Genomic DNA, 21879 nt, shown 5'->3' on the forward strand with positions numbered 1-21879 from the left:
TGTTGTGGTGTTCGCGTCCATTGTGTGGTTCTCGGGAGAGAACTCGAACATGCACCATCTGCTTTTGTCCCACCTTCGGTGGGGTTGGGGTGGGTGGGGTGTGGTTTGATCCTGGCCTTTGTGGTCCGGTGGTCATAGCGGTGGGGAAACGCCCGGTCTCATTCCGAACCCGGAAGCTAAGCCCACCAGCGCCGATGGTACTGCTCGGGAGACTGGGTGGGAGAGTAGGTCACCGCCGGCCACTCACTCTTTGTGGTGGGTAAGCGTGTGGGGAGTAGCCCTTGTCGGGGTTGCTCCCCACACGTGTTTCTGAACCCGTTTCAGGGTGAAACAATCGATCCTGCGCTGTTCTCAGCGCAAGCGCAGGACGGTCCCCGCGAGCGGCTTGGGGCGGAAGGACGTCGTCTTCCTCCCGAGGCTGCTGCCTCCGCGGACGAGCTCCTGGAGCGCCGGCACCCGGGGTTTGGGCAGGAAGACCGCGGCGCGGTCGCCGAGGGTCGACCAGATCGCGCCGGCGTCGGGTCGGTAACGCACGTCGGAGTTGCCCGTGCCGAACCCCCGCACGACCGTGTCGACCCACGCGCCACTACCGACCGTCGTCCCGGTGGCGGGCGGGCACTCGACCACGACGGCGTCTCCGTCGCAGACCACCAGAGCCTGCTCGAACCCCAAGGCGTCCGTGATGAGGGCGACTCCCGTGGCGTCCTTCGCCACGACGTCGCGTCGTCGGGGGGCTCGTCGAAGAACCTCCTGAGCGGCTGCCCGCGGCAGGACCCGGTGCAGCGCGCGGAGGTCGACCGGTTCGATCGCGTCGTCGGCGACCGCGACCAGCAACGAGTGCGGGGTCCCGTCGCGTTGCGCGGCTCGGAGGACTGCCGCGTAGCGGTGGTGCCCATCGGCGATGAGGAACCGGTGCGTTGCCGAGGCCGCGGTGAGTTCCGCAAGCACATCGGGGTCGTTGAGCTGCCAGACCTCCACGTGGCACCGGTCGTTCTCCGCGACCTCGACCCGCCGACCGAGCGAGGCCGGGTCGGTCCAGGACAGCGGCCAGGGATGCCTGTCGACCACGAGGACGGGCTCGGAATCCACACCCGTCGTCTCCAGCCGTTCCAGCCTCGCGGTGACGGCCTGCTCGAAGACGCCCTCGTGCGGATGCACGCGGTCGTCGTGCGCGGACACGTCGAGCTGCCCCGTCAGGAAGTGCTGCACACGTCCGTCCTGCTCCTGGCGCACGACGTAGAAGCTGGGTTCGTCCTGGACCAGCGCTCCCTCGTCCAACCACCGTTGCACGGCGCGGCCGGGGCCGGCGTCGTACTCGGGGCGTTCCAGGTGGGTCACGACGTAGCGCGAGGACGCCAACAGAGCTGTCCGCGTGCTGCGGTCCAGTTCGGTGTGCGGTGGGGCCAGCAGTGAGGCGAGTGGGCCAGCGACGACCGGGTCGTAGCGCAGGCCGGGGAACGGCCAGAGCAGAGGACCTGGTGACTCGGCTGGTCGCGACGGTGATCCTGGTCGGGCACGCGTTCCCGTGCGTGCGTCCTCCACCCGTCGCATCCTACGGTCGGAGCAGTCGTCGACCGCTCCACCCCTGATCGCGAGGAGGTCCACCGTGTCCCAGAGCTCTCCGGAGGGGGACGGAGACCGCTCGAGCGGGCGTCCCAGTGGGGGGACCTACGAGTGGCTCCACCGCGGTCTCGCCTTGCTCGCAGCCGGTGAAGCCGCTGCGGCGGCGACGTTGCTGGCCCGGGCCCACGGCGAGGAACCGAGCTCGACCGGAGTCCTGGAGGCCCTGGCCAGGGCCCAGTACGACTCCGGTGACGTGGCAGGAGCGGCGCAGTCCTTCCGGGACCTCGCCGTCGCCCGGCCGGCCGACGACTACGCTCACTTCGGGCTGGGTCTCTGCCTCAGCCGCCTCGGACGGTTCGGCCTCGCAGCCGAACACCTGGCCATGGCGCACGCCATGCGTCCGGACCGTCCGGAGTACGCCGACCGCCTTCGACAGGTCCGCGCCACGATCGCGGCGCGCCAGATCCCGGGGAGTCCGTGAGCACCACCCTGTCCGCCAGTACCGGTTCCCTCCTCGACGACCACGACGTCCTGCTGCTCGACCTCGACGGTGTCGTCTACGTCGGGCCGGATGCCGTCCCGCACGCCGTCTCCGCCCTCGAGGTCGCCGTCGCGGCGGGACTCCGTCTCGGGTTCATCACCAACAACGCCTCCCGGACCCCGGCGACCGTCGCGGGCCACCTGCGCGACCTCGGCGTCCCCGCCGCCGACGAGGACGTCGTCAACTCCGCTCAGGCCGCCGCCGACCACCTCGCCGCCGAACTGCCTCCCGGTTCGGCGGTGCTGCTCGTCGGGGGCACCGGACTGCGCGTGGCGTTGGAGGACGTGGGACTGCGCCCCACCGAGGAGCGCACCGAGGCCGTCGCCGTCGTCCAGGGGTTCTCCCCGGACCTGAGCTGGGCCCAGCTCGCCGAAGCGACCCACGCGGTCCGCTCGGGTCTGCCGTGGGTCGCGACGAACCTCGACGCGACGGTGCCGACCCCGGGAGGCCCCGCACCGGGCAACGGACTGCTGGTGGACCTCGTCGCCCGCGCAGCGGGGCGGGCCCCGGACGTCGTCTGCGGCAAGCCGGAGCGCGCCCTCTTCGACGCGGCCGTGCAACGGTTGGGGGCGAAGAACGCCCTCGTCATCGGGGACCGCCTGGACACCGACCTGCAGGGAGCGCGCACCGCCGGCCTCCCCGGTCTGCTCGTCCTCACCGGCGTGACCGGGGTCGGGGAACTCCTCGCGGCGAAGCCGCACGAGCGACCCGGGCACGTCAGCCACGACCTGCAGGGCCTCGCCGACGTGCACCCCGCGGTGGAGGTCGTGCAGCGCCCCCACGGGGCCCTCGCGACCTGTCGTGAGGCGCAGGTCGAGGTGGACCGTGGGTCGCTGGTCGTCCGCGCCGGCGAGGTCGGTCCGGACGGGCTCGACGTGCTGCGGGCAGCCGCCGCAGCCGTCTGGGCCGGCGTGGACGCGGGGCTCGACGTCGACCTCGCTGCCGCGGTCGAGGCGCTCGACGGACTGGTCGAACAGCCGGTCGAACGCGCGGCTGTGGACGACGTCCCCGAGCGCGTCGGACCGGGCTTGTAGCGTGGCGCCCGTGATGAACCCCGAGGACGTTCGCAGCCAGGCGCCGAAGCCCGGTCCGTCCCCGCGCTCGACCGCCCACGACGAGGCGCTCGATCACGCCCTCGCCCGGCTCGACGGCCTCGAGGCCGTCAGCGTCCACGACCACGTGGACGTCTACACCGCCGTCGACCTCGCCCTGCGCGAGCGGTTGGCTGCGACGGAGGGATGACGGTGGCCGTCCGCAGGCTCCGCCTCGACGCAGAACTGGTGCGTCGTGGTCTGGCCAGGTCGCGTGAGCACGCGACCGAACTGGTGACTGCAGGTCGCGTGCGCGTCGGCGGCGCGACCGCGGCCAAACCCGCCACCCAGGTCGACGTCGCCGCCGCGATCCTCGTCGAGGAGGTCACGGTCGAGGACGAGTACGTCTCCCGGGGTGCCCACAAGCTCGTGGGCGCCCTCGACGCGTTCGCCGTCGACGTCACGGGGCGTCGCTGTCTCGATGCCGGCGCCAGCACCGGCGGCTTCACCGACGTCCTGCTCCGGCGGGGCGCCGGGCACGTCGTCGCGGTCGACGTCGGTTACGGCCAGATCGCCTGGTCGCTGCGCACCGACGACCGCGTGACGGTCGTGGAGCGCACCAACGTCCGCACCCTCGAACCCGAGGTCGTCGCTCCGGCGCCTTCGCTGGTCGTCGCCGACCTGTCCTTCATCTCCCTGACGCTCGTCCTGCCCGCGCTGGTGCGGTGCGTCACTCCCGAGGCGGAACACGTGCTCATGGTCAAACCGCAGTTCGAAGTCGGCCGCGACGCGCTCGGCGCGGGGGGCGTGGTCCGCAGCGCTGAGCTGCGTGCCGGCGCCGTCCGGACGGTCGCGGCGGCCGCGGCCACCCTCGGCCTGGGGGTGCGCGGCGTCGCCGCGAGCCCGCTCCCCGGCCCCTCCGGCAACGTCGAGTACTTCCTGCACCTGAGTGCGGGTGCGCCCGCCCTGGACGAGGACGACCTCGCCCGGGCGATCGCCGAGGGCCCCCAGGCGGGGTTGTCGTGACCGGGCGACCGGCGGTCGTCCCGCAGGCGGAGCGTTCCGTCCTGGTGCTCGCCCACACCGGTCGGTCCGAGGCGGTGTCCGCGCTGACCAAGGTGGTGCACCGCTTCCACGAGGCGGGGATCCGCACCCTGATGACCCCGGACGAGGCGTCGGCGCTGAGCGTCGACGACCGCGCGCTGGTTGAGGAGTGCGACCTCGAGGGTGCCGTCCTCGGGGCCGAGATGGTCATCGTCCTGGGTGGGGACGGCACGATCCTGCGGGCCGCCGAGCTCGTCCGCGGCACCGACACGACACTGCTCGGGGTCAACCTCGGCCACGTCGGCTTCCTCGCAGAGGCCGAACGCGAGGAGATCGTCGGGACCGTCACGCGTGTCGTCGCGGCCGACTACCGCGTCGAGGAGCGCATGACCCTCGACGTGCAGGTCGTCCTCGACGGTCAGGTCGTGGCCTCGTCGTGGGCGGTGAACGAGGTCTCGGTCGAGAAGGCCAACCGCGAGCGGATGCTGGAGCTCGTCGTCGACGTCGACGGTCGACCGCTGAGCACGTTCGGCGCCGACGGGGTCATCGCGGCGACACCGACGGGTTCGACCGCCTACGCGTTCTCCGCCGGGGGCCCCGTGGTCTGGCCCGAGGTCGAGGCGCTGCTCGTCGTCCCGATCAGCGCGCACGCCCTCTTCGCCCGGCCGCTGGTCATCGCCCCCACCTCCGTCGTGGGGATCGAGGTCCTGCCGGGGATGGGTGACGGCGGGGTCCTGTGGTGCGACGGTCGACGGACGTTCGCGGCCCCGGCCGGTGCACGCGTCGAGGTCCGTCGTTCGCCCCAGACGATCCGGCTGGCGCGGTTGAGCTCCGGCAGCTTCACCGACCGGCTCGTGGCGAAGTTCGGCCTGCCCGTCCAGGGCTGGCGGGGTCCGCGCTCGAGCGAGGACGGGTGACGGCGTGATCGAGGAGATGCACATCCGCTCCCTGGGGGTCATCCGCGACGCGCGGCTCCCGCTGGGGCCCGGGCTCACCGTGATCAGCGGGGAGACCGGCGCGGGCAAGACGATGGTCGTGACCGGCCTCGGGCTGCTCATGGGGGAGCGCGCCGACGCCGGAGCCGTTCGCGCGGGCGACGACGCCGCCGTCGTCGAGGGCCGGATCCAGGTCCCCGAGGACGGTGCCGTCGCGGCCCGCACCCGCGAGGCGGGCGGCGAGGTGGACGAGGGTGAGCTCCTGCTCGTCCGGACCCTCTCGGCGACCGGTCGCAGCCGGGCCCACGTCGGTGGTCGCAGCGCCCCCGTCGGGGTGCTGGCCGAGATCTCCGAGCACCTCATCGCCGTGCACGGTCAGACCGACCAGCTCCGGCTGCGCTCGGGGGCGCAGCAGTTGCGCGTCCTGGACGCCTTCGCCGGACCGGTCGTGGCGAAGGACCTCGCTGAGTACCAGCAGGTCCACGCCCGCTGGCGGACCCTCACCGCCGAGCACGACCACGTCGCCGGCCACTCCGCCGAGCGGGCCCGCGAGGCGGAGCTGCTGCGACTGGGTCTGGAGGAGGTGGAACGCGTCGATCCCCAGCCCGAGGAGGACGTGGCCCTGCGCGAGGAGTCCGACCGCCTCGCCCACGTCGAGGTCCTCCGGGAGGCCGTCTCGACGGCCCACGAGGCGCTGACCGGAGAGGCCAGCGGGGGAGACGGGAGCGGGGAGGGCGGCGCCGACGCCCGGGTCGACAGCGCCCGTCGCGCCCTGAGCCAGGCCGGCGACCACGACCCGACGCTGTCCGGGTTCGCGGCCCGCGCCGGGGAGGTCTCCTACCTGCTGGCGGACCTCGCGACCGAGGTCGCGGCCTACGCGCAGTCCCTCGAGGCCGACCCGTTGCGCCTCGCCGTCGTCCAGGAACGCCGTGCGCAGCTGACGGCACTGGTGCGTCGCTACGCGGCCGACTCGTCCGAGGGTGTCGCGGGAGTGCTCCGGTGGGCGGGGGGCGCGGCGGAGAGGCTGCTCGACCTCGACGACGACGGCCGGCTGGAGACGCTGGCCAAGGAACGCGACGAGCTCGAGGGGCAGCTGCGCGCCCTGGCCGCTCGACTCAGCGCCGCCCGCAGGGCCGCTGCGTCGACGCTGGAGGAGCGGGTGGCGAGCGAGCTCACCGCGCTCGCCATGCCCAGCGCCCGCATCGAGGTCGCCGTCCACACCGGCCACGACCTCGGTCCGTGGGGGTGCGACAGCGTCGAGCTGCTCCTCGCCGCGCACTCCGGGGCGACCCCACGACCGCTGTCGCGCGGTGCCTCCGGCGGTGAGCTGTCCCGGGTGATGCTGGCCCTCGAGGTCGTCCTGGCCGGGACCGATCCCGTGCCGACCATGGTCTTCGACGAGGTCGACGCGGGTGTGGGTGGCCGCGCCGCGGTCGAGATCGGCCGACGGCTGGCGCGGCTGGCGCGCACGACCCAGGTCGTCGTCGTCACCCACCTCGCCCAGGTCGCCGCCTTCGCCGACAGCCACCTCACGGTCGTCAAGACCGACGACGGCAGCGTCACCGAGTCCGGGGTGGTGCGTCTCGACGACGAGGGACGCGTCACCGAACTCGCCCGGATGCTCTCCGGCAGCGGGTCGGGGACCGCTCGCGCGCACGCCGAGGAGCTCCTGAACTCCTCGCGTGCGGAAGCGGTGCAGGAGACCGGGGACGGGCGCACGAGCAGGTCGCGTCCGGCGCGTGCGGCACGGGGCGGTCCTGCACCCGTGGGACGATCGGGCACTGCTGCGCGGAAGCCGCGTGGGCGTGCGACGTAGGGGTGGAGGAGTTCGACGGTGATCAGGCGGCGACGAGCGCGCGGTGACGCGGCCGGAGCCGAGTCGAACGGAACGACCGGCACCCTCGACGTGGTGAAGGGGACGGCGCGGGTGGACCGCCGGACCAAACGGCTCACCAAACGCCTCAAACCCGGCGACGTCGCCGTCATCGACCACCTCGATCTCGACCGGGTCTCCGCCGAGGCGCTCGTCGCCTGCCACCCGGCCGCCGTCGTGAACGCCTCCCGCAGCACCTCCGGCCGCTACCCGAACCTGGGACCGGGGATCCTCGTCGAGGCCGGCATCCCCGTCATCGACGAGGTCGGGGACGACGCCATGACCGCGCTCGTCGAGGGTGCGAAGCTCCAGCTCGACGACGACGTCGTCCGCGTCGACGGGCACGTCGTGGCCCGCGGACGCCGGTTGACCCCCGAGGTCGTCGCCGCGGACATGGAGGTCGCCCGTGCGGGTCTGTCGTTGCAGTTGGAGGCCTTCGCGGCGAACACGATGGAGTACCTGCGCCGCGAGCGCGACCTCCTGCTCGACGGTGTCGGGGTGCCCGACATCCGCACCGACCTCGACGGTCGGCACGTCCTCATCGTGGTCCGCGGGTACCACTACAAGGAGGACCTGGTCACGCTGCGGCCCTACATCCGCGAGTACAAGCCGGTCCTCATCGGGGTGGACGGGGGCGCCGACGCGATCCTCGAGGCCGGGTACAAACCCGGCCTGATCGTCGGTGACATGGACTCCGTCTCGGACGCGGCGCTGCGCTGCGGCGCCGAGGTCGTCGTGCACGCCTACCGCGACGGGCGTGCGCCCGGTCTTGAACGGGTCCGGTCGCTGGGCATCGACGCGGTCGTCTTCCCCGCCACCGGGACCAGCGAGGACGTCGCGATGCTGCTCGCCGACGACAAGGGCGCGACGCTCATCGCCGCCGTCGGCACCCACGTGACCCTCGTGGAGTTCCTGGACAAGGGCCGCTCGGGCATGGCCAGCACCTTCCTCACCCGGTTGCGCGTCGGCGGCAAGCTCGTCGACGCCAAGGGGGTGTCCCGGCTCTACCGGTCCCGGGTCTCCGACTCCCAGGTCGTCGTCCTCGTCCTCTCCGGCGTGCTGGCCCTCGTCGCCGCGCTGCTGGTCACCCCGACGGGCCAGGCGATCCTCGCGGTCACCGGTGCCCGCTTCGAAGACCTGTGGGCGGGGTTCCTCGGTCTGCTGCCGGGGGAGGGGCCGTGACCGGCGCGTCCCGCCGAGGGCGCCCGGACCGACTGCACCGCACCACCTCTCGACGACAGGATGCCCAGTGATCGACTTCCGCTACCACGTCGTCTCGCTGGTGTCGATCTTCCTCGCGCTCGCCGTCGGGATCGTCCTGGGCGCCGGTCCGCTGAACGAGGGCATCTCGACGGGGATCACCGACCAGGTGAAGCAGCTGACCGCGGAGAAGAACCAGTTGCGCTCCGAACGCGACGCCGCGCTCACGGCCACCAAGGCGCAGGACAGCTGGGCCGAGGCCGTCACCCCGGCGCTGGTCGCCCGTCAGCTCGGTGGTCGCAGCGTCGCCGTCGTGGAACTCCCCGGTGCCGACTCCAGCCAGGTCGACGCCACCGTCGACGTCCTCGAGCAGGCAGGTGCGACCGTGTCCACGCAGGTCACGATCCAGAACAGCTGGATCGACCCCGCGAAGCAGAGCGACCGCGACGACGTCGCCGACGAGCTGACCGGTCAACTGACCACGGCCCCCGCCACCGACGCCGGCACCGAGGACGTGCTCGCCGCGGAGCTGGCCCGAGCCCTCGTCACCACCGAGCTCGCGCAGACCGGCCAGCCCGACGAAGGCGGCGCAGCGGTGCTGAAGACGCTGACCGACGCGGGCCTCGTCGAGGTCGACGGCGGAACCGACGCGAGCGGTCAACGGGCGACGCTCGCCCTGCTCGTCGGCGGAGCGCCCGACTCCGACGCCACCGACGCCCAGGTCACCACGGACGACGCGGCCTGGGTCGCGCTCGCCCGCGAGCTGGACGCCGCCAGCGCGGGCGCGCTGCTCGCGGGTCCGCCCGAGGCCGCCGCCGACGGTGGACCGGTCGCGGCGCTGCGTTCCGACAAGGACGTGGCGGCCACCGTCAGCGGGGTCGACGACCTCGACTCCCCGATCGGGCGGGTCAACGTCGTCCTCGGGCTGCGCCAGCAGCTGTCCGGGGGCGCGGGCCAGTACGGGACCGCGGGCTCCGCCGACGCCGTCTCCCCGCAGCTGCCGGCGGCACCGCAGTGAACGGCGCCTCGACACCGCGCTCCGCGCTGGCGCTCGCCGCAGCCCGCGGGGCGGGTCGACGCCTCGGCGCGCTGCTGCAGGACCACCCGCCGGCGGGGGCACGGCGGTGGGACCGCCGAAACCACCGCGGAGCGACCGTCACCCTGCTCGAGGGGCCCACCGCGGCCCTCGCCGTCGCCGCCGGGTCGTTGGCCGCCCGTCCGCCGTACCGGGGCGCGGGAGTCGTCGCGGCCCTCGGTGCGGGGGCCTTCGGGGCGTTGGACGACCTCACCGAACGGATCGGGGACCGTGACGCCGGTGCGCGCGGTCTCCGCGGTCACCTCGAGGCGCTGCGCCGGCGTCGTGTCACCACCGGGGCCTGGAAGGTGCTGGGCATCGGCGCGACCGGGCTCGCCGCCGCGGTGGTGACCGATCGTCCCCGCACGGTCGGGCAGGCCTTCGACACCCTCGTCGGTGGTGCCCTGGTGGCGGGCAGCGCCAACCTGCTGAACCTCTTCGACCTGCGCCCGGGGCGCGCGGCGAAGGTCGCGACGGTCGTGGCCGTGTCGCTGGCCGTGGGAGCCCCCGGCAGTGCCGGCGCGGCGGCGGCCCGCCCCTGCGCGGCCGCCGTCCTGGGCACCTGCTCGGCCGTCCTGCCCGACGACCTCGCCGGGCGCAGCATGCTCGGTGACACCGGCGCGAACGCCCTCGGCGGGGTCCTCGGCGTCGCCGCGCTCGCCCGCTGGGACCGGCCTGGTCGCTGCCTGGCCCTGGCCACCGTGGTGGGGCTGACCCTGGCCTCTGAACGGATCAGCTTCAGCCGGGTCATCGAGTCCGTGCCGGTGCTGCGGGAGCTCGACCGCCTCGGCCGTCCGTGACGCCGAAGGTCCGCTCCGTCGCCGCCGCCGCGGCGTCGGTCGCCCTGCTGACGGTCTTCGCCCGCCTCGCGGGGTTCGGCCGGATCCTCGCCTTCAGCCAGACCGTCGGTGACACCTGTCTCGGCACCGCCTACCAGACCGCCAACCAGGTCCCCAACGTCCTCTTCGAGGTCGTGGCGGGAGGGGCGCTGGCGGGGGTCCTGGTGCCGCTGCTGTCCTCCCGGCTCGCCTCGGGGGACGAGCGGCAACGGGCCGACGCGTCCCGGACGGCGTCGGCCGCGCTCACCTGGAGCGTCCTCGTCCTCGTCGTCGTCGCCGGGCTCACGGCGCTGCTGGCGCGGCCCGTCATGGGGCTGCTGCTGCGGGGCGGTTCCGTCGAGGGGTGCGGGGACTCGTTGCTGCGCACCGGCACCGTCATGTTGTGGGTCTTCCTGCCGCAGGTCCCGCTGTACGCCGTCGCCGTCGTCTTCGCCGGGGTCCTGCAGGCCCAGCAACGCTTCACCGCCCCGGCCGCCGCGCCCCTGGTCTCCAGCCTCGTCGTCGGCCTCGCCTACCTGGTCGTCGGTTGGATGGTCCCGGCCGCGGTCGTCCGCGGGGACCTGGCCGCGGTCCCCGACCGGGCGGTGGCGGTGCTCGCCGGGGGGACCACCCTCGGGGTCCTCGTGCTGGCCCTCGCGCACGCCCCGGCCCTGCGCAGCGCCGTCCGCTGGCGCCCGACCCTGCGCCCGACCCCCGGCGACGGGTCCCGGTTGCGCTCGCTCGCCCTGTCCGGACTCGCCGTCCTGCTCGCCCAGCAGGTGGTGACCATCGCGATCACGGTGGCCGCGAACGACGGCGCGACCGGCGCGGTGAACCGCTGGAGCTACGCCTGGGCGATGTTCCTGCTGCCCTACGCCGTGCTCGCCGTCCCCGTCGCCACCGCCGTCTTCCCGCAGCTCTCGCGCGCGGCGGAAGGGGCTCGCGAGGACTTCGCGACGATCCTCGCGCCCGCGGTGCGCGTCGTCCTGCTGGTCAGCTCGATCGGGGCCGCTGCCCTCGCGGCCGTCGCCGCGCCGGTCGCCGTCGTCTTCGTCGCGAGTCGTGTGGGGTCCGGGCAGTCCGGTGACCTCGCGGCGGCACTGGTCCTCTTCGCTCCGGGACTGCTGGGCTACGGACTCGTCGCCCTGCTGACCCGGGCGCTCTACGCCCTCGGCGAGGGGCGCTCCGCGGCGACCGGCACGGTGGCCGGCTGGGTCGTCGTCCTCGTCGGCGTCGTCGTCCTGCCGGCGGTGCTGCCCGACGAGCGCGTCGTGAGCGCACTCGCCCTCGCGCACACCCTCGGGCTCACCGTGGCCGGGGTGCTGCTGCTGCGCGCCGTCCACCGCGCGACCGGACCCGGATCCCTCACCGGGCTCGTCCGCGTCGTCGTCGCCTCGCTGCTCTCGGCGTTCGCGGGCGGGCTCGCGGGCGGGCTGGTCGGAGCCCGGGTCGGCGTGCACGGGATCGCGGGCGAGGTCGCCCTCGGCGTCGGCGTCGGCGTGCTCGCCGTCCTCGTCTGGGCGCTCGTGGCCCGCTTCACCGCCCCCACCGACGTCCGTGCGCTCACGGGCACCCTGCGGCGCGTCGTGCGCCGCTGAGCCAAGGAGAACCCTCGTGTCGAACGGTCCCGTCGTGTTCGTCCTCGGCAGCAGCGCCGGGGGAGTCGGCCGCCACGTCGTCCAGCTCTGCGCCGGACTGCGCGCGGCCGGCGTCGACGTCCGCGTCGCGGCGCCCGCGGAGACGTTGCGGCGCTTCGGCTTCGACGCGGCGACCACGGCCGTGGAGATCGGCGCGAACCTCGACCCGGTCCGGGACCTGCGAGCGGTCGCGGCGCTGCGTGCGGCGCTGCACGCGGCTCCCGGGGCGCTGGTCCACGCCCACGGGGTGCGGGCCGGGCTCGTCGCGGCGCTCGCGGTCGGGCGACGGACCCCGTTCGTGGTGACCCTGCACAACGCCGTCCTCGGTGCGGGGCCGCGCGCGCGGCTCGGCCTGGGCGTCCTGCGCGTCGTCTGCCGTCGGGCCGACGTCGTCCTCGGGGTCTCGCAGGACCTGGTGCAGATCGCCCGGGCCCTGGGGGCGCGGACCGCCGAACGGGCCCTCGTGCCCGCACCGGAACTGCCGGCGGGGGAGGCGACCCGGGGGCGCGCCGTCCTGGGGGAGGGCCCGGTGGCCCTGGCGGTCGCGCGGCTCGCCCCGCAGAAGGGGCTGCCGACGCTGCTGGACGTCGCCGGCCGGCTCACCCTCGGGCGCATCGTCGTCGTGGGGGACGGGCCGCTGCACGACGAGCTCGCGGCCCGGGTCCGCGACGAGCGGCTCCCCGTCACGCTGATCGGTCGGCGCGACGACGTGGCCGACCTGCTGGCCGCCGCCGACGTCGCCCTCAGCACGAGCCTCTGGGAGGGCCAGCCGGTCTTCGTCCAGGAGGCCTTGCGGGCGGGCGTGCCGGTGGTGGCGACCGACGTCGGTGGCACCCGGGAGGTCACGGGGGACGCCGCCGTGCTGGTGCCCGTGGGAGACCCCAGGGCGTTCGCGGACGCCCTGGACGCCCTGCTGGGTGATCGGGGTGCGCGGGAGGACCGTGGACGCCGCTCCGCGGCCCGTGCGGCCCGACTGCCGGACGCGGCGGCGGCGCTCGCCCAGGTCCGCGGGGTCCACGACCGTCTCCGGTCCTGATCGCGCGGCGCGGCGGCGAGGAGGCCGTGCGTCCGGTACGCTCGAACTCCGTGGCGAACCGCAGCACTCCCGAGTCCCCCACCCAGCACGTCTTCGTGACCGGGGGTGTGGCCAGCTCCCTCGGGAAGGGGCTCACGGCCTCCAGCCTCGGCCGACTCCTCCGGGCCCGTGGCCTGCGGGTGGCGATGCAGAAACTCGATCCCTACCTCAACGTCGACCCCGGCACGATGAACCCGTTCCAGCACGGCGAGGTCTTCGTGACCGACGACGGCGCCGAGACGGACCTCGACATCGGCCACTACGAACGCTTCCTCGACGTGCGTTTCGACGCCTCCGCGAACGTGACCACCGGCCAGGTGTACTCGTCGGTGATCGCCAAGGAGCGTCGTGGCGAGTACCTCGGCGACACCGTCCAGGTCATCCCGCACATCACCAACGAGATCGTCGACCGGATGCGGGCCCAGGCCCGCGACGACATCGACGTGATCATCACCGAGGTCGGCGGGACCGTCGGCGACATCGAGTCGCTGCCGTTCCTCGAGGCCGCCCGCCAGGTGCGGCAGCGCCTCGGCCGCGACAACGTGTTCTTCGTCCACGTGTCCCTGGTGCCCTACATCGGTCCCAGCGGAGAGCTCAAGACGAAACCCACCCAGCACTCCGTCGCAGCCCTGCGCAGCATCGGCATCCAGCCCGACGCCATCGTCTGCCGCGCCGACCGGGAGATCCCCGAAGGCGTCAAGCGGAAGATCGCCTCCATGTGCGACGTCGACGACGAGGCCGTGGTGGCCGCGATCGACGCGCCCTCGATCTACGACATCCCGAAGGTCCTGCACCGCGAGGGTCTCGACGCCTACCTCGTCCGCAAGCTCAACCTGAGCTTCCGCGACGTGGACTGGACCACCTGGGACGACCTGCTGCGTCGCGTGCACAACCCGCGTCGCCACGTCGAGATCGCCCTCGTGGGCAAGTACATCGACCTCCCCGACGCCTACCTCTCGGTCACCGAGGCGTTGCGCGCAGGGGGTTTCGCCGAGGACGCGAAGGTCGACATCCGGTGGGTGGCGGCCGACGACTGCGCCACCCAGGAGGGTGCGCAGAAGCAGTTGCACGGGGTCGACGCGATCTGCGTCCCGGGCGGTTTCGGTGTGCGCGGCATCGAGGGCAAGCTCGGTGCGCTGCGCTGGGCCCGCGAGAACGGTGTCCCGACGCTCGGTCTCTGCCTCGGTCTGCAGTGCATGGTGATCGAGTACGCGCGCAACGTCGCCGGCCTGCGGAACGCGAGTTCCACGGAGTTCGAGCCCGACGCGAAGCACCCGGTCATCGCGACGATGGCCGAGCAGCGCGAGATCGTCTCCGGTGAGGGCGACATGGGCGGCACCATGCGCCTCGGGTCCTACGAGGCGGTCCTCCAGCAGGGTTCCGTCGTGGCGACCACCTACGGCAGCGAGCGGATCTCGGAGCGCCACCGTCACCGCTACGAGGTGAACAACTCCTACCGCGACCAGCTGTCGAAGAAGGGCCTCGTCTTCTCGGGCACCTCTCCCGACCGCGAACTCGTCGAGTTCGTGGAACTGCCCGCCGACGTCCACCCGTACTACGTCGGGACCCAGGCCCACCCGGAGTTCAAGTCGCGCCCGACCCGGGCGCACCCGCTGTTCTCCGGTCTCGTCGCGGCGGCCCTGCGTCGTCAGCGCGAGGGGCAGCTCATCGACGTGGATCCGCAGCCCGCGGAACCCGTGACCGAGCAGCTCTCGGACGTGACGGCATGAGCTTCCCGGAGGAACTGCAGGTTCCCGTCGTCGACGGGGCGGAGCTGTCGGACGCACCGGCGCAGCGTCGCCTCGCGGGCAGCGAGGTCGTCTTCGCCGGGCACGTCTGGGACGTGGTGAGCGAGACGGTCGAGCTCACCGACGGTTCCCCGGTCGTGCGTGACGTCCAGCGCCACCCGGGCGCGGTGACCATCCTGGCCCTCGACGACGACGAGAACGTCCTGTTCATCAAGCAGTACCGCCACCCGGTCCGCCGGGAGCTGTGGGAACTGCCGGCCGGGCTGCTCGACGTCGCCGGCGAGGCGCCTCTGCTGGCGGCACAGCGCGAACTCGCCGAGGAGGCCGACCTCGTCGCCTCCGACTGGGCCGTCCTCGTGGACTGGTTCAACTCGCCGGGAGGTTCCAGCGAGGCGAACCGCGTCTACCTCGCCCGCGGGTTGTCCGCGGTGGCGTCGGCGGACCGGCACGTGCGCGAGGACGAGGAGAAGGACCTCGTCCCCGTCCGCGTCCCGTTGACTCAGGCCGTGGACGCGGTGCTGGCGGGCCGTTTCGCGAACCCGGGCAGCGTCATCGGGGTGCTCGCCCTGCAGGTGGCCAGGGCGAGCGGTCTGGACGCGCTGCGCCCGGCCGACGCTCCCTGGCCGACCGGGCTGCTGCGTCCGCAGGGGTAGGCCTCAGGAACCCCGGACGGTCGCGACGAAACCGCCGACCTGCTGCTGCAGGAGGCCGGCGATCTCCGACAGTCCGGTGGTTCCGCCCCCACCGGAGACGGCGTCGGTGATCGCGCCGACCTCGGCGTCCATGCTCTCGATCCGGGCGGCGACACCCTCGATGACGGCCACGGCCTCCTCGGTGGCCTGCTGGCTCGCCGCCACCTGCGCGGCGATGACCGAGTTGGACTGGGCGGCCTGGTCGGCGAGGCGCTTGACCTCCTCGGCCACGACGGCGAACCCTGCCCCGGCCGGCCCGGCGCGCTCGGCCTCGATGGTCGCGTTCAGCGACAGCAGACGGGTCTGCGCGGCGACCTTCTCGATGAGCTTCACGGCCTCCTCGATGCGCGAGGAGGCCTCGCGCAGCGATCCGACCGTCGCGACGGCCCGTTGGACCTGCTCGACGGCGTCGCGGGCCGTGCGGGCGAGCTCGGCGGCCCCGGCCCCGGCGCTGGTGGCCCCGGCGCTCACCTGCTCGGAGGCACCGAGGACGGTGGACTCCAGTTCGTCGGCGAGAGCGAGGCGACTGGCGGTCGCCTGGTCCAGCTCGGCGCCGGCGGTCGCGCTGGCCCGGCGCGCGGCGTCGATGACCTGGGCGCCGTTGCGGAACGCGCCGCGGGTGCCGCCGAGGAGGAAGCGGCGGTGGAACCGGCCCTCGCTGGCCGCCGTCAGCGTCGCGGACGCGTCGCGGACGAAGGCGTCGGTCATGTCGAGCTGGTGGTTGAAGGCGGTGCGCAGCTCGACCAGCACGGCGTCGTCCCCGAGGTGGGGCACGCGGGCCTCCAGGTCGCCCGCGGCGGCCCGTCCGGCGACGGCCGCGACGGTGCGCAGGACGTCGTCGTGCGTGCGGCCGGTGGGTGCCGAAGGCTTGCGTCGCAGCAGGTTCACGCGGCCACTCCTTCGGGGCTGAGGGACCACACGAACTCGTCGTAGGTCATCCCCGCGGTGTCGAGACGTTCGGTGAGGAGGGCACGGGAGGCGGCGACGGCCTCGGCGGGTCGGCTGAACCGGGCCTCGACGGCCAGCAGTTCGTCGTAGAGGCGGCGCACCGCGGTGAGGGCCGCGGGGACCGGGACCCGGCGGTTGGAGTGGTAGCCGAGCAGCTTCCCGTGGGCGTCGACGCTGGGGGTCACGTGCGCCAGCACCCAGTAGTGGGCACCGTCGGCGGCCAGGTTCACGACGTAGGCGAAGATCTCGCTGCCGCTGCGCAGGGTCTCCCAGAGCAGGTCGAAGATCCCGCGAGGCATCCCGGGGTGCCGGATGATGTTGTGGGGCTGGCCCACGACCTCGTCCTCGGTCAGGGCGGACACGCGGAGGAAGACGTCGTTGGCGTAGGTGATGACCCCGCGCGCATCGGTCTTCGTCACGATCAGCTCGTCGTCGCCGAAGCGCCGTTCGACGCCGGTGGGTGAAGTTCTCGATGCTCGCACGCAGGTGTAGTCGGCCGAACGGGTGAACGACTTGACCGGATCATTCCGCCCGCTCCCGGCGTGTGTCCCCGGTCACGGCGGGGTGCGCGCCCCGTAGGGTCGGAACGTGTCCGCCCAGGTCCTCGCCGCTGCCCCCGGTGACTCCGGGGAACCCCGCGAGGCGAGCGCCCTGCAGGCGGCGGTCCGGGACTACCTCGGTCACCTGCAGGTGGAACGCGGCCTGTCCGCCAACACGCTGGGCGCCTACCGCCGTGACCTGGCCCGCTACGTGCGCTTCCTGGCCGGCCGGGGGATCACCGATCCCCGTCAGGTCGACGAGGCCGCCGTGAGCGCGTTCGTCGTGGCCCTGCGCACCGGCGAGGACGGCGCGGCGGTGCTCACGGCCAGTTCCACCGCCCGGGCGGCCTCCGCCGTCCGCGGGTGGCACCGGTTCCTGCACGCCGAGGGCCGCAGCGCCGACGACCCCTCGGTGCTGGTGCGACCACCGGCGCCACCGCGTCGGCTCCCCGCGGCGCTGACGGTGGAGGAGGTCACCCGGCTGCTCGACGTCGCGCGGTCCGGCGGTGACGGCGTGCAGTCGGCCGTGCCCTGGCGCGACGCCGCGCTGCTCGAGGTCCTCTACGGCTGCGGGGCGCGCATCAGCGAGGCCGTGGGGCTCGACGTCGACGACGCGATGCCCGAGGTGCTGGGTGAGACGGGCGTGGTCCGGTTGCGGGGCAAGGGGGCGAAGGAACGGGTGGTCCCCATCGGGTCCTACGCCCGCACCGCGCTCGAGCAGTACCTCGTCCGATCGCGTCCGCAGCTGGTGGCCGCGGGTCGGGGGACACCCGCGTTGTTCCTCAACACCCGTGGCGGTCGGCTCTCGCGACAGAGCGCGTGGGCGGTGCTCCAGTCGGCGGCGCGTCGGGCGGGGATCACCCGGGCCGTCTCGCCGCACACGCTGCGTCACTCCTTCGCGACGCACCTGCTGCGGGGAGGGGCCGACGTCCGGGTGGTGCAAGAGCTGCTCGGTCACGCCTCGGTGGCGACGACGCAGGTCTACACCCTCGTCACGGCCGATTCGCTGCGCGAGGTGCACGCGGAGAGCCACCCACGTGCTCACGACCCGTCCACCGCTCCACCACGCCCGGCGGACTAGGGTCACCCGCAGAGACACACCCGTCACACGCCCACGACTGCCCGAGGAAGTGCCCCGCCGTGACCAGCGAGTACCCCCAGCACGCCACCGGCACGCCGACGAGCGACGACGCTCGAGTGCCGGCTCCGGTGCAGGAGCCGGTGGCCCCGCCGGTGGTGCAGCCCCTCCCGCGGCCGGTCCCGCGTCCCTTCCCGCAGCGACCCACCGCCCTGCCGCAGCCGACCCCGCAGCCGGTCGCGCAGTCCGAGCCCCGGCCCGAACCGCAGTCGCCCCTCGAGACGGAGCCGCAGTCCGTTCCGGCGGGCGAGGTCCGGGAGACCCGCGCGGTGCAGGGCGAGATCGAGCTGGGGCCGCAGAACGGCCCCACGGGGCGCCCGATGCCGGTCTTCCCGGTGCCGGCCCCGTTGGCGCAGCACGGTCCGGCGCGCGTCATCTCGATGTGCAACCAGAAGGGTGGGGTCGGCAAGACGACGACCACCATCAACCTCGGGGCGGCGCTGGCCGAGTACGGCCGCCGCGTGCTGCTGGTCGACTTCGACCCGCAGGGCGCGTTGTCGGCGGGACTGGGCATCAACTCCCACGAGCTCGACAAGACCGTCTACCAGCTCCTCATGGAGCGCGGGACCGACGTGCGCGAGGTCATCCGCGAGACCGACGTCGAGGGTCTCGACCTGCTGCCCGCGAACATCGACCTCTCCGCCGCCGAGGTGCAGCTGGTCGGGGAGGTCGCCCGCGAGAGCGTCCTGGCCCGCGCGCTGCGGCCGGCCCTCGACGACTACGACGTCGTCCTCATCGACTGCCAGCCCTCGCTGGGCCTGCTCACCGTCAACGCGCTGACCGCCTCCCACGGGGTCCTGATCCCGCTGGAGTGCGAGTTCTTCGCGTTGCGCGGGGTCGCGCTGCTCGTCGAGACGATCGAGAAGGTGCAGGAGCGGTTGAACCCGGCCCTGGAGGTCGACGGGATCCTCGCCACCATGTACGACGGCCGGACCCTGCACAGCCGTGAGGTCGTGAGCCGTGTCGTCGAGGCCTTCGGTGACGACGTGTTCCACACCGTGATCGGGCGGACGGTGAAGTTCCCCGACGCGACGGTGGCGGCCGAACCCATCACGTCCTACGCCAGCAACCACCCGGGAGCCGAGTCGTACCGCCAGCTGGCCCGTGAACTCGTCGCCCGGGGTGACGCGGCCTGAGTCCCCGCCGCCGAACCTCCCGTGGCGTAAGGGATCCCGGGGTTTCCGGTGGCTCTGGGTCAGCGGTGAGGACCGTCCGTAGAACTCCGGCGTCCGTGCGGTGGGCTTGTGGTCGGAACCAGGCTGCTGCTCCGTTCGGGCGACCCCGGACGGGCTAGGGTTCGGCCACACGAGACCGGTTTCCTAGGCCGGTCGGGGGAGGGGGCTCACCCGTGGGGGTCACGACAGGGACGAACGCCGTGGACGAAGGGTTCACGAGGTTCTCCGAGGAACACGCGCAGGGACAGTTGATCCCGCGCATCGTCGACGTCGCGCTCGCGTGCGCCGGCGAGGTCCTGGTCGCCGACGGCGTCGACCGGCTCACCGGGGCGGACCTGCTGCGGCGGGCCGCACTCGTGCGTTCGGCGGTGCTGGCCCACCACGCGGGTCTCGACCCCCGGGCCACCCCGGTCGCGGTGCTCCGCGGGCACGACGTGGGCGCCGTCGCCGCGATGGTCGGGGTGATCGCCGCCGGTCACCCCGTCGTCGTGCTCGACCCGACGACCCCGGCACCGCGGTTGCGGCACTACGTCGAGGCGGCCGGCGCGAGCCTCGTCGTCTCCGACACCGCACGGACCGCCACCGCGGCCGAGGTCGCCACGAGCGTCCTCGACCCGGACTCGGCCGACGCGTCCGCCTGGCCCGACCACGTCGACGCGGCCGCCGCGCTGCTCGGCTCGCCGGCCGACCCCGACGACGTCGCGGTCATCGTCTACACCTCCGGTTCCACCGGCGCACCGAAGGGCGTGGCCTGCGAGCACCGCTCGATCCTGCACGACACCTGGGTGAGCTCCGAGGGCACCGGTGCCTACCCGGCCGGCAGCGTCGTCGCGCACCTGCTGCCGATGGCGTTCAGCGCCGGGGTCACCCCGACCCTCGGGGCGTTGCTCGTCGGCGCCCGCCAGGAACTCTTCGACCCGCGTCGCCGCTCGATCGCGGAACTCCCGGGTTTCCTCGCCGACGTGGGCGCCGACGTCCTGCTCGCCTCGCCGGCCATCCTGCGCGGGGTCATCACCTCGCTCGGGGCGCGGGGACGACTCCCCGGGCTGAAGAGCGTGACGATGGCCGGTGAGACCGTCCACGGTGCCGAACTCGCCGCGATCCGCCGCGCCGTCGGCCCGGACTGCGTGGTGCGCAACCGCTACGGATCGACCGAGACGTGGCTGATGACCGAGTACGCCATCAGCGGCGACGACGAATCACCCGTCGGCGCGACCCCCGTCGGCTGGGCCGTTCCCGGCGCCCGTCTCCAGGTGGAACTCGAGGACGGCTCCCTCTCCGACGAGGGCACCGGGCGCGTCGTCCTCACCAGCCGCTGGCTGGGTGGTCACTACTGGAAGGCCCCCGAGAAGACCGCGGAGGCGTTCAGGGACAACCCGGACGGCTCCCGCACGTTCCGCACCAGCGACGTCGGGTCCCTCGGCAGCGACGGTTGCCTGCGTCTGCTCGGTCGCAGCGACCACAGCGTGAAGGTGCGCGGCCTGCTCGTCGAACCCGGGGAGGTCGACGCCCTGCTCTTCGCCCAGCCCGACGTCCGCGAGGCCCTCGTCGTCGGCCGGCCCTCCGCCCGCACCGGGCGGATGTCCCTGGTCGCCTACGTCGTCCCCGAGGGTCCGCGTCCGCAGGCCTCGGCCGTCCGGGCCGTGGTGCGCGAGAACCTGCCCTCGCACATGGTCCCCGAGCACGTCGTGTTCCTGGACGCGTTGCCGCGCACCGAACGCGGGAAGCTCGACCGGTCCCGACTCCCGGACCCCGCACCGAGTTCGGCGCCCTTCGAGGTTCCGCGCACGGGCTGGGAGGAGGTCGTCTTCGAGCAGTTCTGCGCCGTCCTGGAACTGGAGGACCTCTCCATCCACGACGACTTCTTCGAACTCGGGGGCGACTCCCTCGCGGCCGAGGCCCTCGTGAGTCGCCTCGAAGCTCTGGGGGACCAGTCGCTCGCCCAGATCGGCACCGCGACCCTCGCTGCCGCACCGACCGTCGCGTCGTTCGCGGCCGCCGCGCGCTCGAAGGTCCGCAGCGACCGGCCCACCCTCGTCCCGCTGCGTCCCGAGGGCGGGGAACGACCGCTGTTCCTCGTCGCCGGAGCGGGCAGCGCCGCGCTGGCGATGCGGACCCTGGCCCACCAGATCGTGCCCGGCATCCCCGTCCTCGGGTTGCAGGCCAACGGGTTGGAGAACCGGGCCCTGCCCGACTGGTCGGTCGGGCGCATCGCCCGCCGGCACGTCGCGACGGTCCGCGGGGAGCAGCCCGAAGGCCCCTACCGGATCGCGGGGCACTCCCTCGGCGGTCTCATCGCCCTCGAGATGGCGCACCAGCTGCGCCGTGCGGGCCAGGAGGTCGAGACCCTGATCGTCCTCGACTCCTTCCCGCCGGACCCCGCGCTGATGCCCGTCGTGCACCACTCCTCGACGCTCGCCAAGCTGAAGGAAGGGGTCTCCCTCGCCCTCACCGGGATCAAGGCGCACTCCGGCCTCGGGCACTACATCCGGTTCTTCCGGCAGGGGAACTTCCTGCAGCGCAGGTACACCACCGAGGTCTACCCCGGTCGCACCCTCGTCCTCGTCGCGGGCGACGACGTCGACGCCGCAGCCCGCCGGCAGTGGGGTCCCCACCTCAGTGGCGACGCCCGCATCGTCGAGGTCGCCGGCGAGCACATGTCGATCCTGCGTGACCCGCGGGTGGCCCCGGTCGCCGCCCTCGTCTCGGCGGAACTGCGTTCCGGGGACGCGCCTGCCGTCCTCGACCTGCGGGAGCACCACGGGGAACTCGCCGACCGCTGACACCACGGATCGGGTGGGTCCGGGGCCGGGAACCCCGAACTCACCCGATCCGACCACACAGCGT

19 protein-coding genes and 1 rRNA gene are annotated in these 21879 nt (G+C 73.5%); 17 read left to right on the forward strand and 3 right to left on the reverse strand.

Features of this window, described 5'->3' with window-relative positions:
• Window positions 1-124 precede the first annotated feature (124 nt).
• A 5S ribosomal RNA gene (rrf, locus tag ACFQ46_RS00005) occupies window positions 125-241 on the forward strand.
• Window positions 242-351: 110 nt separating this feature from the next.
• On the opposite strand, the gene ACFQ46_RS00010 is transcribed toward rrf, so the two are convergent.
• The gene (locus ACFQ46_RS00010) at window positions 352-1551 is read right to left on the reverse strand and encodes a DUF1015 family protein (protein WP_380255983.1); all 1200 of its coding nucleotides are present in this window, start codon (window positions 1549-1551) and stop codon (window positions 352-354) included.
• Between the two features lie 145 nt (window positions 1552-1696).
• Between ACFQ46_RS00010 and ACFQ46_RS00015 the strand changes: the two genes are divergently transcribed.
• The 13 genes from ACFQ46_RS00015 (at window position 1697) to ACFQ46_RS00075 (ending at window position 15193) form a co-directional block, all read left to right on the forward strand.
• On the forward strand, window positions 1697-2044 hold the full coding sequence (locus ACFQ46_RS00015) for a tetratricopeptide repeat protein (protein WP_328295742.1): 348 nt from the start codon (window positions 1697-1699) through the stop codon (window positions 2042-2044).
• The gene (locus ACFQ46_RS00020; protein ID WP_380255985.1) at window positions 2041-3138 is read left to right on the forward strand and encodes an HAD-IIA family hydrolase; all 1098 of its coding nucleotides are present in this window, start codon (window positions 2041-2043) and stop codon (window positions 3136-3138) included. Before ACFQ46_RS00015 ends, ACFQ46_RS00020 begins: the two co-directional genes overlap by 4 nt.
• A 10-nt stretch (window positions 3139-3148) precedes the next feature.
• The gene (locus ACFQ46_RS00025; RefSeq protein ID WP_380255987.1) at window positions 3149-3346 is read left to right on the forward strand and encodes a hypothetical protein; all 198 of its coding nucleotides are present in this window, start codon (window positions 3149-3151) and stop codon (window positions 3344-3346) included.
• Window positions 3343-4161: a TlyA family RNA methyltransferase gene (locus ACFQ46_RS00030; protein WP_380255989.1), complete on the forward strand. Its 819-nt coding sequence runs from the start codon at window positions 3343-3345 to the stop codon at window positions 4159-4161. Before ACFQ46_RS00025 ends, ACFQ46_RS00030 begins: the two co-directional genes overlap by 4 nt.
• A complete protein-coding gene (locus ACFQ46_RS00035) occupies window positions 4158-5096 on the forward strand; it encodes an NAD kinase (protein ID WP_380255991.1) in 939 nt (312 codons plus the stop codon). The genes ACFQ46_RS00030 and ACFQ46_RS00035 overlap by 4 nt, the downstream gene beginning before the upstream one ends.
• Before the next feature lie 16 nt (window positions 5097-5112).
• Window positions 5113-6930, forward strand: coding sequence for a DNA repair protein RecN (recN, locus tag ACFQ46_RS00040; protein WP_380256770.1), 1818 nt, complete (start codon window positions 5113-5115; stop codon window positions 6928-6930).
• A 90-nt stretch (window positions 6931-7020) separates the two neighbouring features.
• Complete coding sequence (steA, locus tag ACFQ46_RS00045) at window positions 7021-8169, forward strand: putative cytokinetic ring protein SteA (protein ID WP_380256772.1); 1149 nt, start codon at window positions 7021-7023, stop codon at window positions 8167-8169.
• 67 nt (window positions 8170-8236) lie between these two features.
• Window positions 8237-9205 (forward strand): copper transporter, encoded by a 969-nt coding sequence (locus tag ACFQ46_RS00050; protein ID WP_380255993.1) that lies wholly within the window; start codon window positions 8237-8239, stop codon window positions 9203-9205.
• Entirely contained in the window at window positions 9202-10062 is an 861-nt protein-coding gene (locus ACFQ46_RS00055) for a hypothetical protein (RefSeq protein WP_380255995.1), read from the forward strand. The genes ACFQ46_RS00050 and ACFQ46_RS00055 overlap by 4 nt, the downstream gene beginning before the upstream one ends.
• A complete protein-coding gene (gene murJ / locus ACFQ46_RS00060) occupies window positions 10059-11678 on the forward strand; it encodes a murein biosynthesis integral membrane protein MurJ (RefSeq protein WP_380255997.1) in 1620 nt (539 codons plus the stop codon). Before ACFQ46_RS00055 ends, murJ begins: the two co-directional genes overlap by 4 nt.
• A gap of 16 nt (window positions 11679-11694) precedes the next feature.
• Window positions 11695-12753, forward strand: coding sequence for a glycosyltransferase family 4 protein (locus tag ACFQ46_RS00065; protein ID WP_380255999.1), 1059 nt, complete (start codon window positions 11695-11697; stop codon window positions 12751-12753).
• A gap of 50 nt (window positions 12754-12803) precedes the next feature.
• Window positions 12804-14522: a CTP synthase gene (locus ACFQ46_RS00070; RefSeq protein ID WP_380256000.1), complete on the forward strand. Its 1719-nt coding sequence runs from the start codon at window positions 12804-12806 to the stop codon at window positions 14520-14522.
• On the forward strand, window positions 14519-15193 hold the full coding sequence (locus tag ACFQ46_RS00075; protein WP_380256002.1) for an NUDIX domain-containing protein: 675 nt from the start codon (window positions 14519-14521) through the stop codon (window positions 15191-15193). Before ACFQ46_RS00070 ends, ACFQ46_RS00075 begins: the two co-directional genes overlap by 4 nt.
• A gap of 3 nt (window positions 15194-15196) precedes the next feature.
• On the opposite strand, the gene ACFQ46_RS00080 is transcribed toward ACFQ46_RS00075, so the two are convergent.
• Both ACFQ46_RS00080 and ACFQ46_RS00085 read right to left on the reverse strand, forming a co-directional pair.
• The gene (locus ACFQ46_RS00080) at window positions 15197-16120 is read right to left on the reverse strand and encodes a methyl-accepting chemotaxis protein (protein ID WP_380256004.1); all 924 of its coding nucleotides are present in this window, start codon (window positions 16118-16120) and stop codon (window positions 15197-15199) included.
• Window positions 16117-16662 carry a PAS domain-containing protein gene (locus ACFQ46_RS00085; protein WP_380256006.1) on the reverse strand — a complete coding sequence of 182 codons (546 nt, stop codon included), beginning with the start codon at window positions 16660-16662 and terminating at the stop codon, window positions 16117-16119. The genes ACFQ46_RS00080 and ACFQ46_RS00085 overlap by 4 nt, the downstream gene beginning before the upstream one ends.
• Before the next feature lie 106 nt (window positions 16663-16768).
• On the opposite strand from ACFQ46_RS00085, the gene ACFQ46_RS00090 reads away from it, so the two are divergent.
• From ACFQ46_RS00090 to ACFQ46_RS00100, 3 genes are all read left to right on the forward strand, one after another.
• Window positions 16769-17800 carry a site-specific tyrosine recombinase XerD gene (locus tag ACFQ46_RS00090; RefSeq protein ID WP_380256008.1) on the forward strand — a complete coding sequence of 344 codons (1032 nt, stop codon included), beginning with the start codon at window positions 16769-16771 and terminating at the stop codon, window positions 17798-17800.
• Between the two features lie 377 nt (window positions 17801-18177).
• Window positions 18178-18993, forward strand: coding sequence for a ParA family protein (locus ACFQ46_RS00095; RefSeq protein WP_380256774.1), 816 nt, complete (start codon window positions 18178-18180; stop codon window positions 18991-18993).
• A 239-nt stretch (window positions 18994-19232) separates the two neighbouring features.
• On the forward strand, window positions 19233-21815 hold the full coding sequence (locus ACFQ46_RS00100) for an AMP-binding protein (RefSeq protein WP_380256010.1): 2583 nt from the start codon (window positions 19233-19235) through the stop codon (window positions 21813-21815).
• The last annotated feature ends 64 nt before the right edge of the window (window positions 21816-21879 follow it).

It is taken from the genome of Kineococcus sp. GCM10028916, assembly GCF_042674865.1.
Classification (GTDB): Bacteria; Actinomycetota; Actinomycetes; order Actinomycetales; family Kineococcaceae; genus Kineococcus.

What these genes read in the sequence shown, in the direction of transcription:
- ACFQ46_RS00010 (WP_380255983.1), bottom strand. Translation starts at nt 1,551, where the DNA reads ATGCGACGGGTGGAGGACGCACGCACGGGAACGCGTGCCCGACCAGGA.
- ACFQ46_RS00030 (WP_380255989.1), top strand. Translation starts at nt 3,343, where the DNA reads ATGACGGTGGCCGTCCGCAGGCTCCGCCTCGACGCAGAACTGGTGCGT.
- recN (WP_380256770.1), top strand. Translation starts at nt 5,113, where the DNA reads ATGCACATCCGCTCCCTGGGGGTCATCCGCGACGCGCGGCTCCCGCTG.
- ACFQ46_RS00075 (WP_380256002.1), top strand. Translation starts at nt 14,519, where the DNA reads ATGAGCTTCCCGGAGGAACTGCAGGTTCCCGTCGTCGACGGGGCGGAG.
- ACFQ46_RS00095 (WP_380256774.1), top strand. Translation starts at nt 18,178, where the DNA reads ATGCCGGTCTTCCCGGTGCCGGCCCCGTTGGCGCAGCACGGTCCGGCG.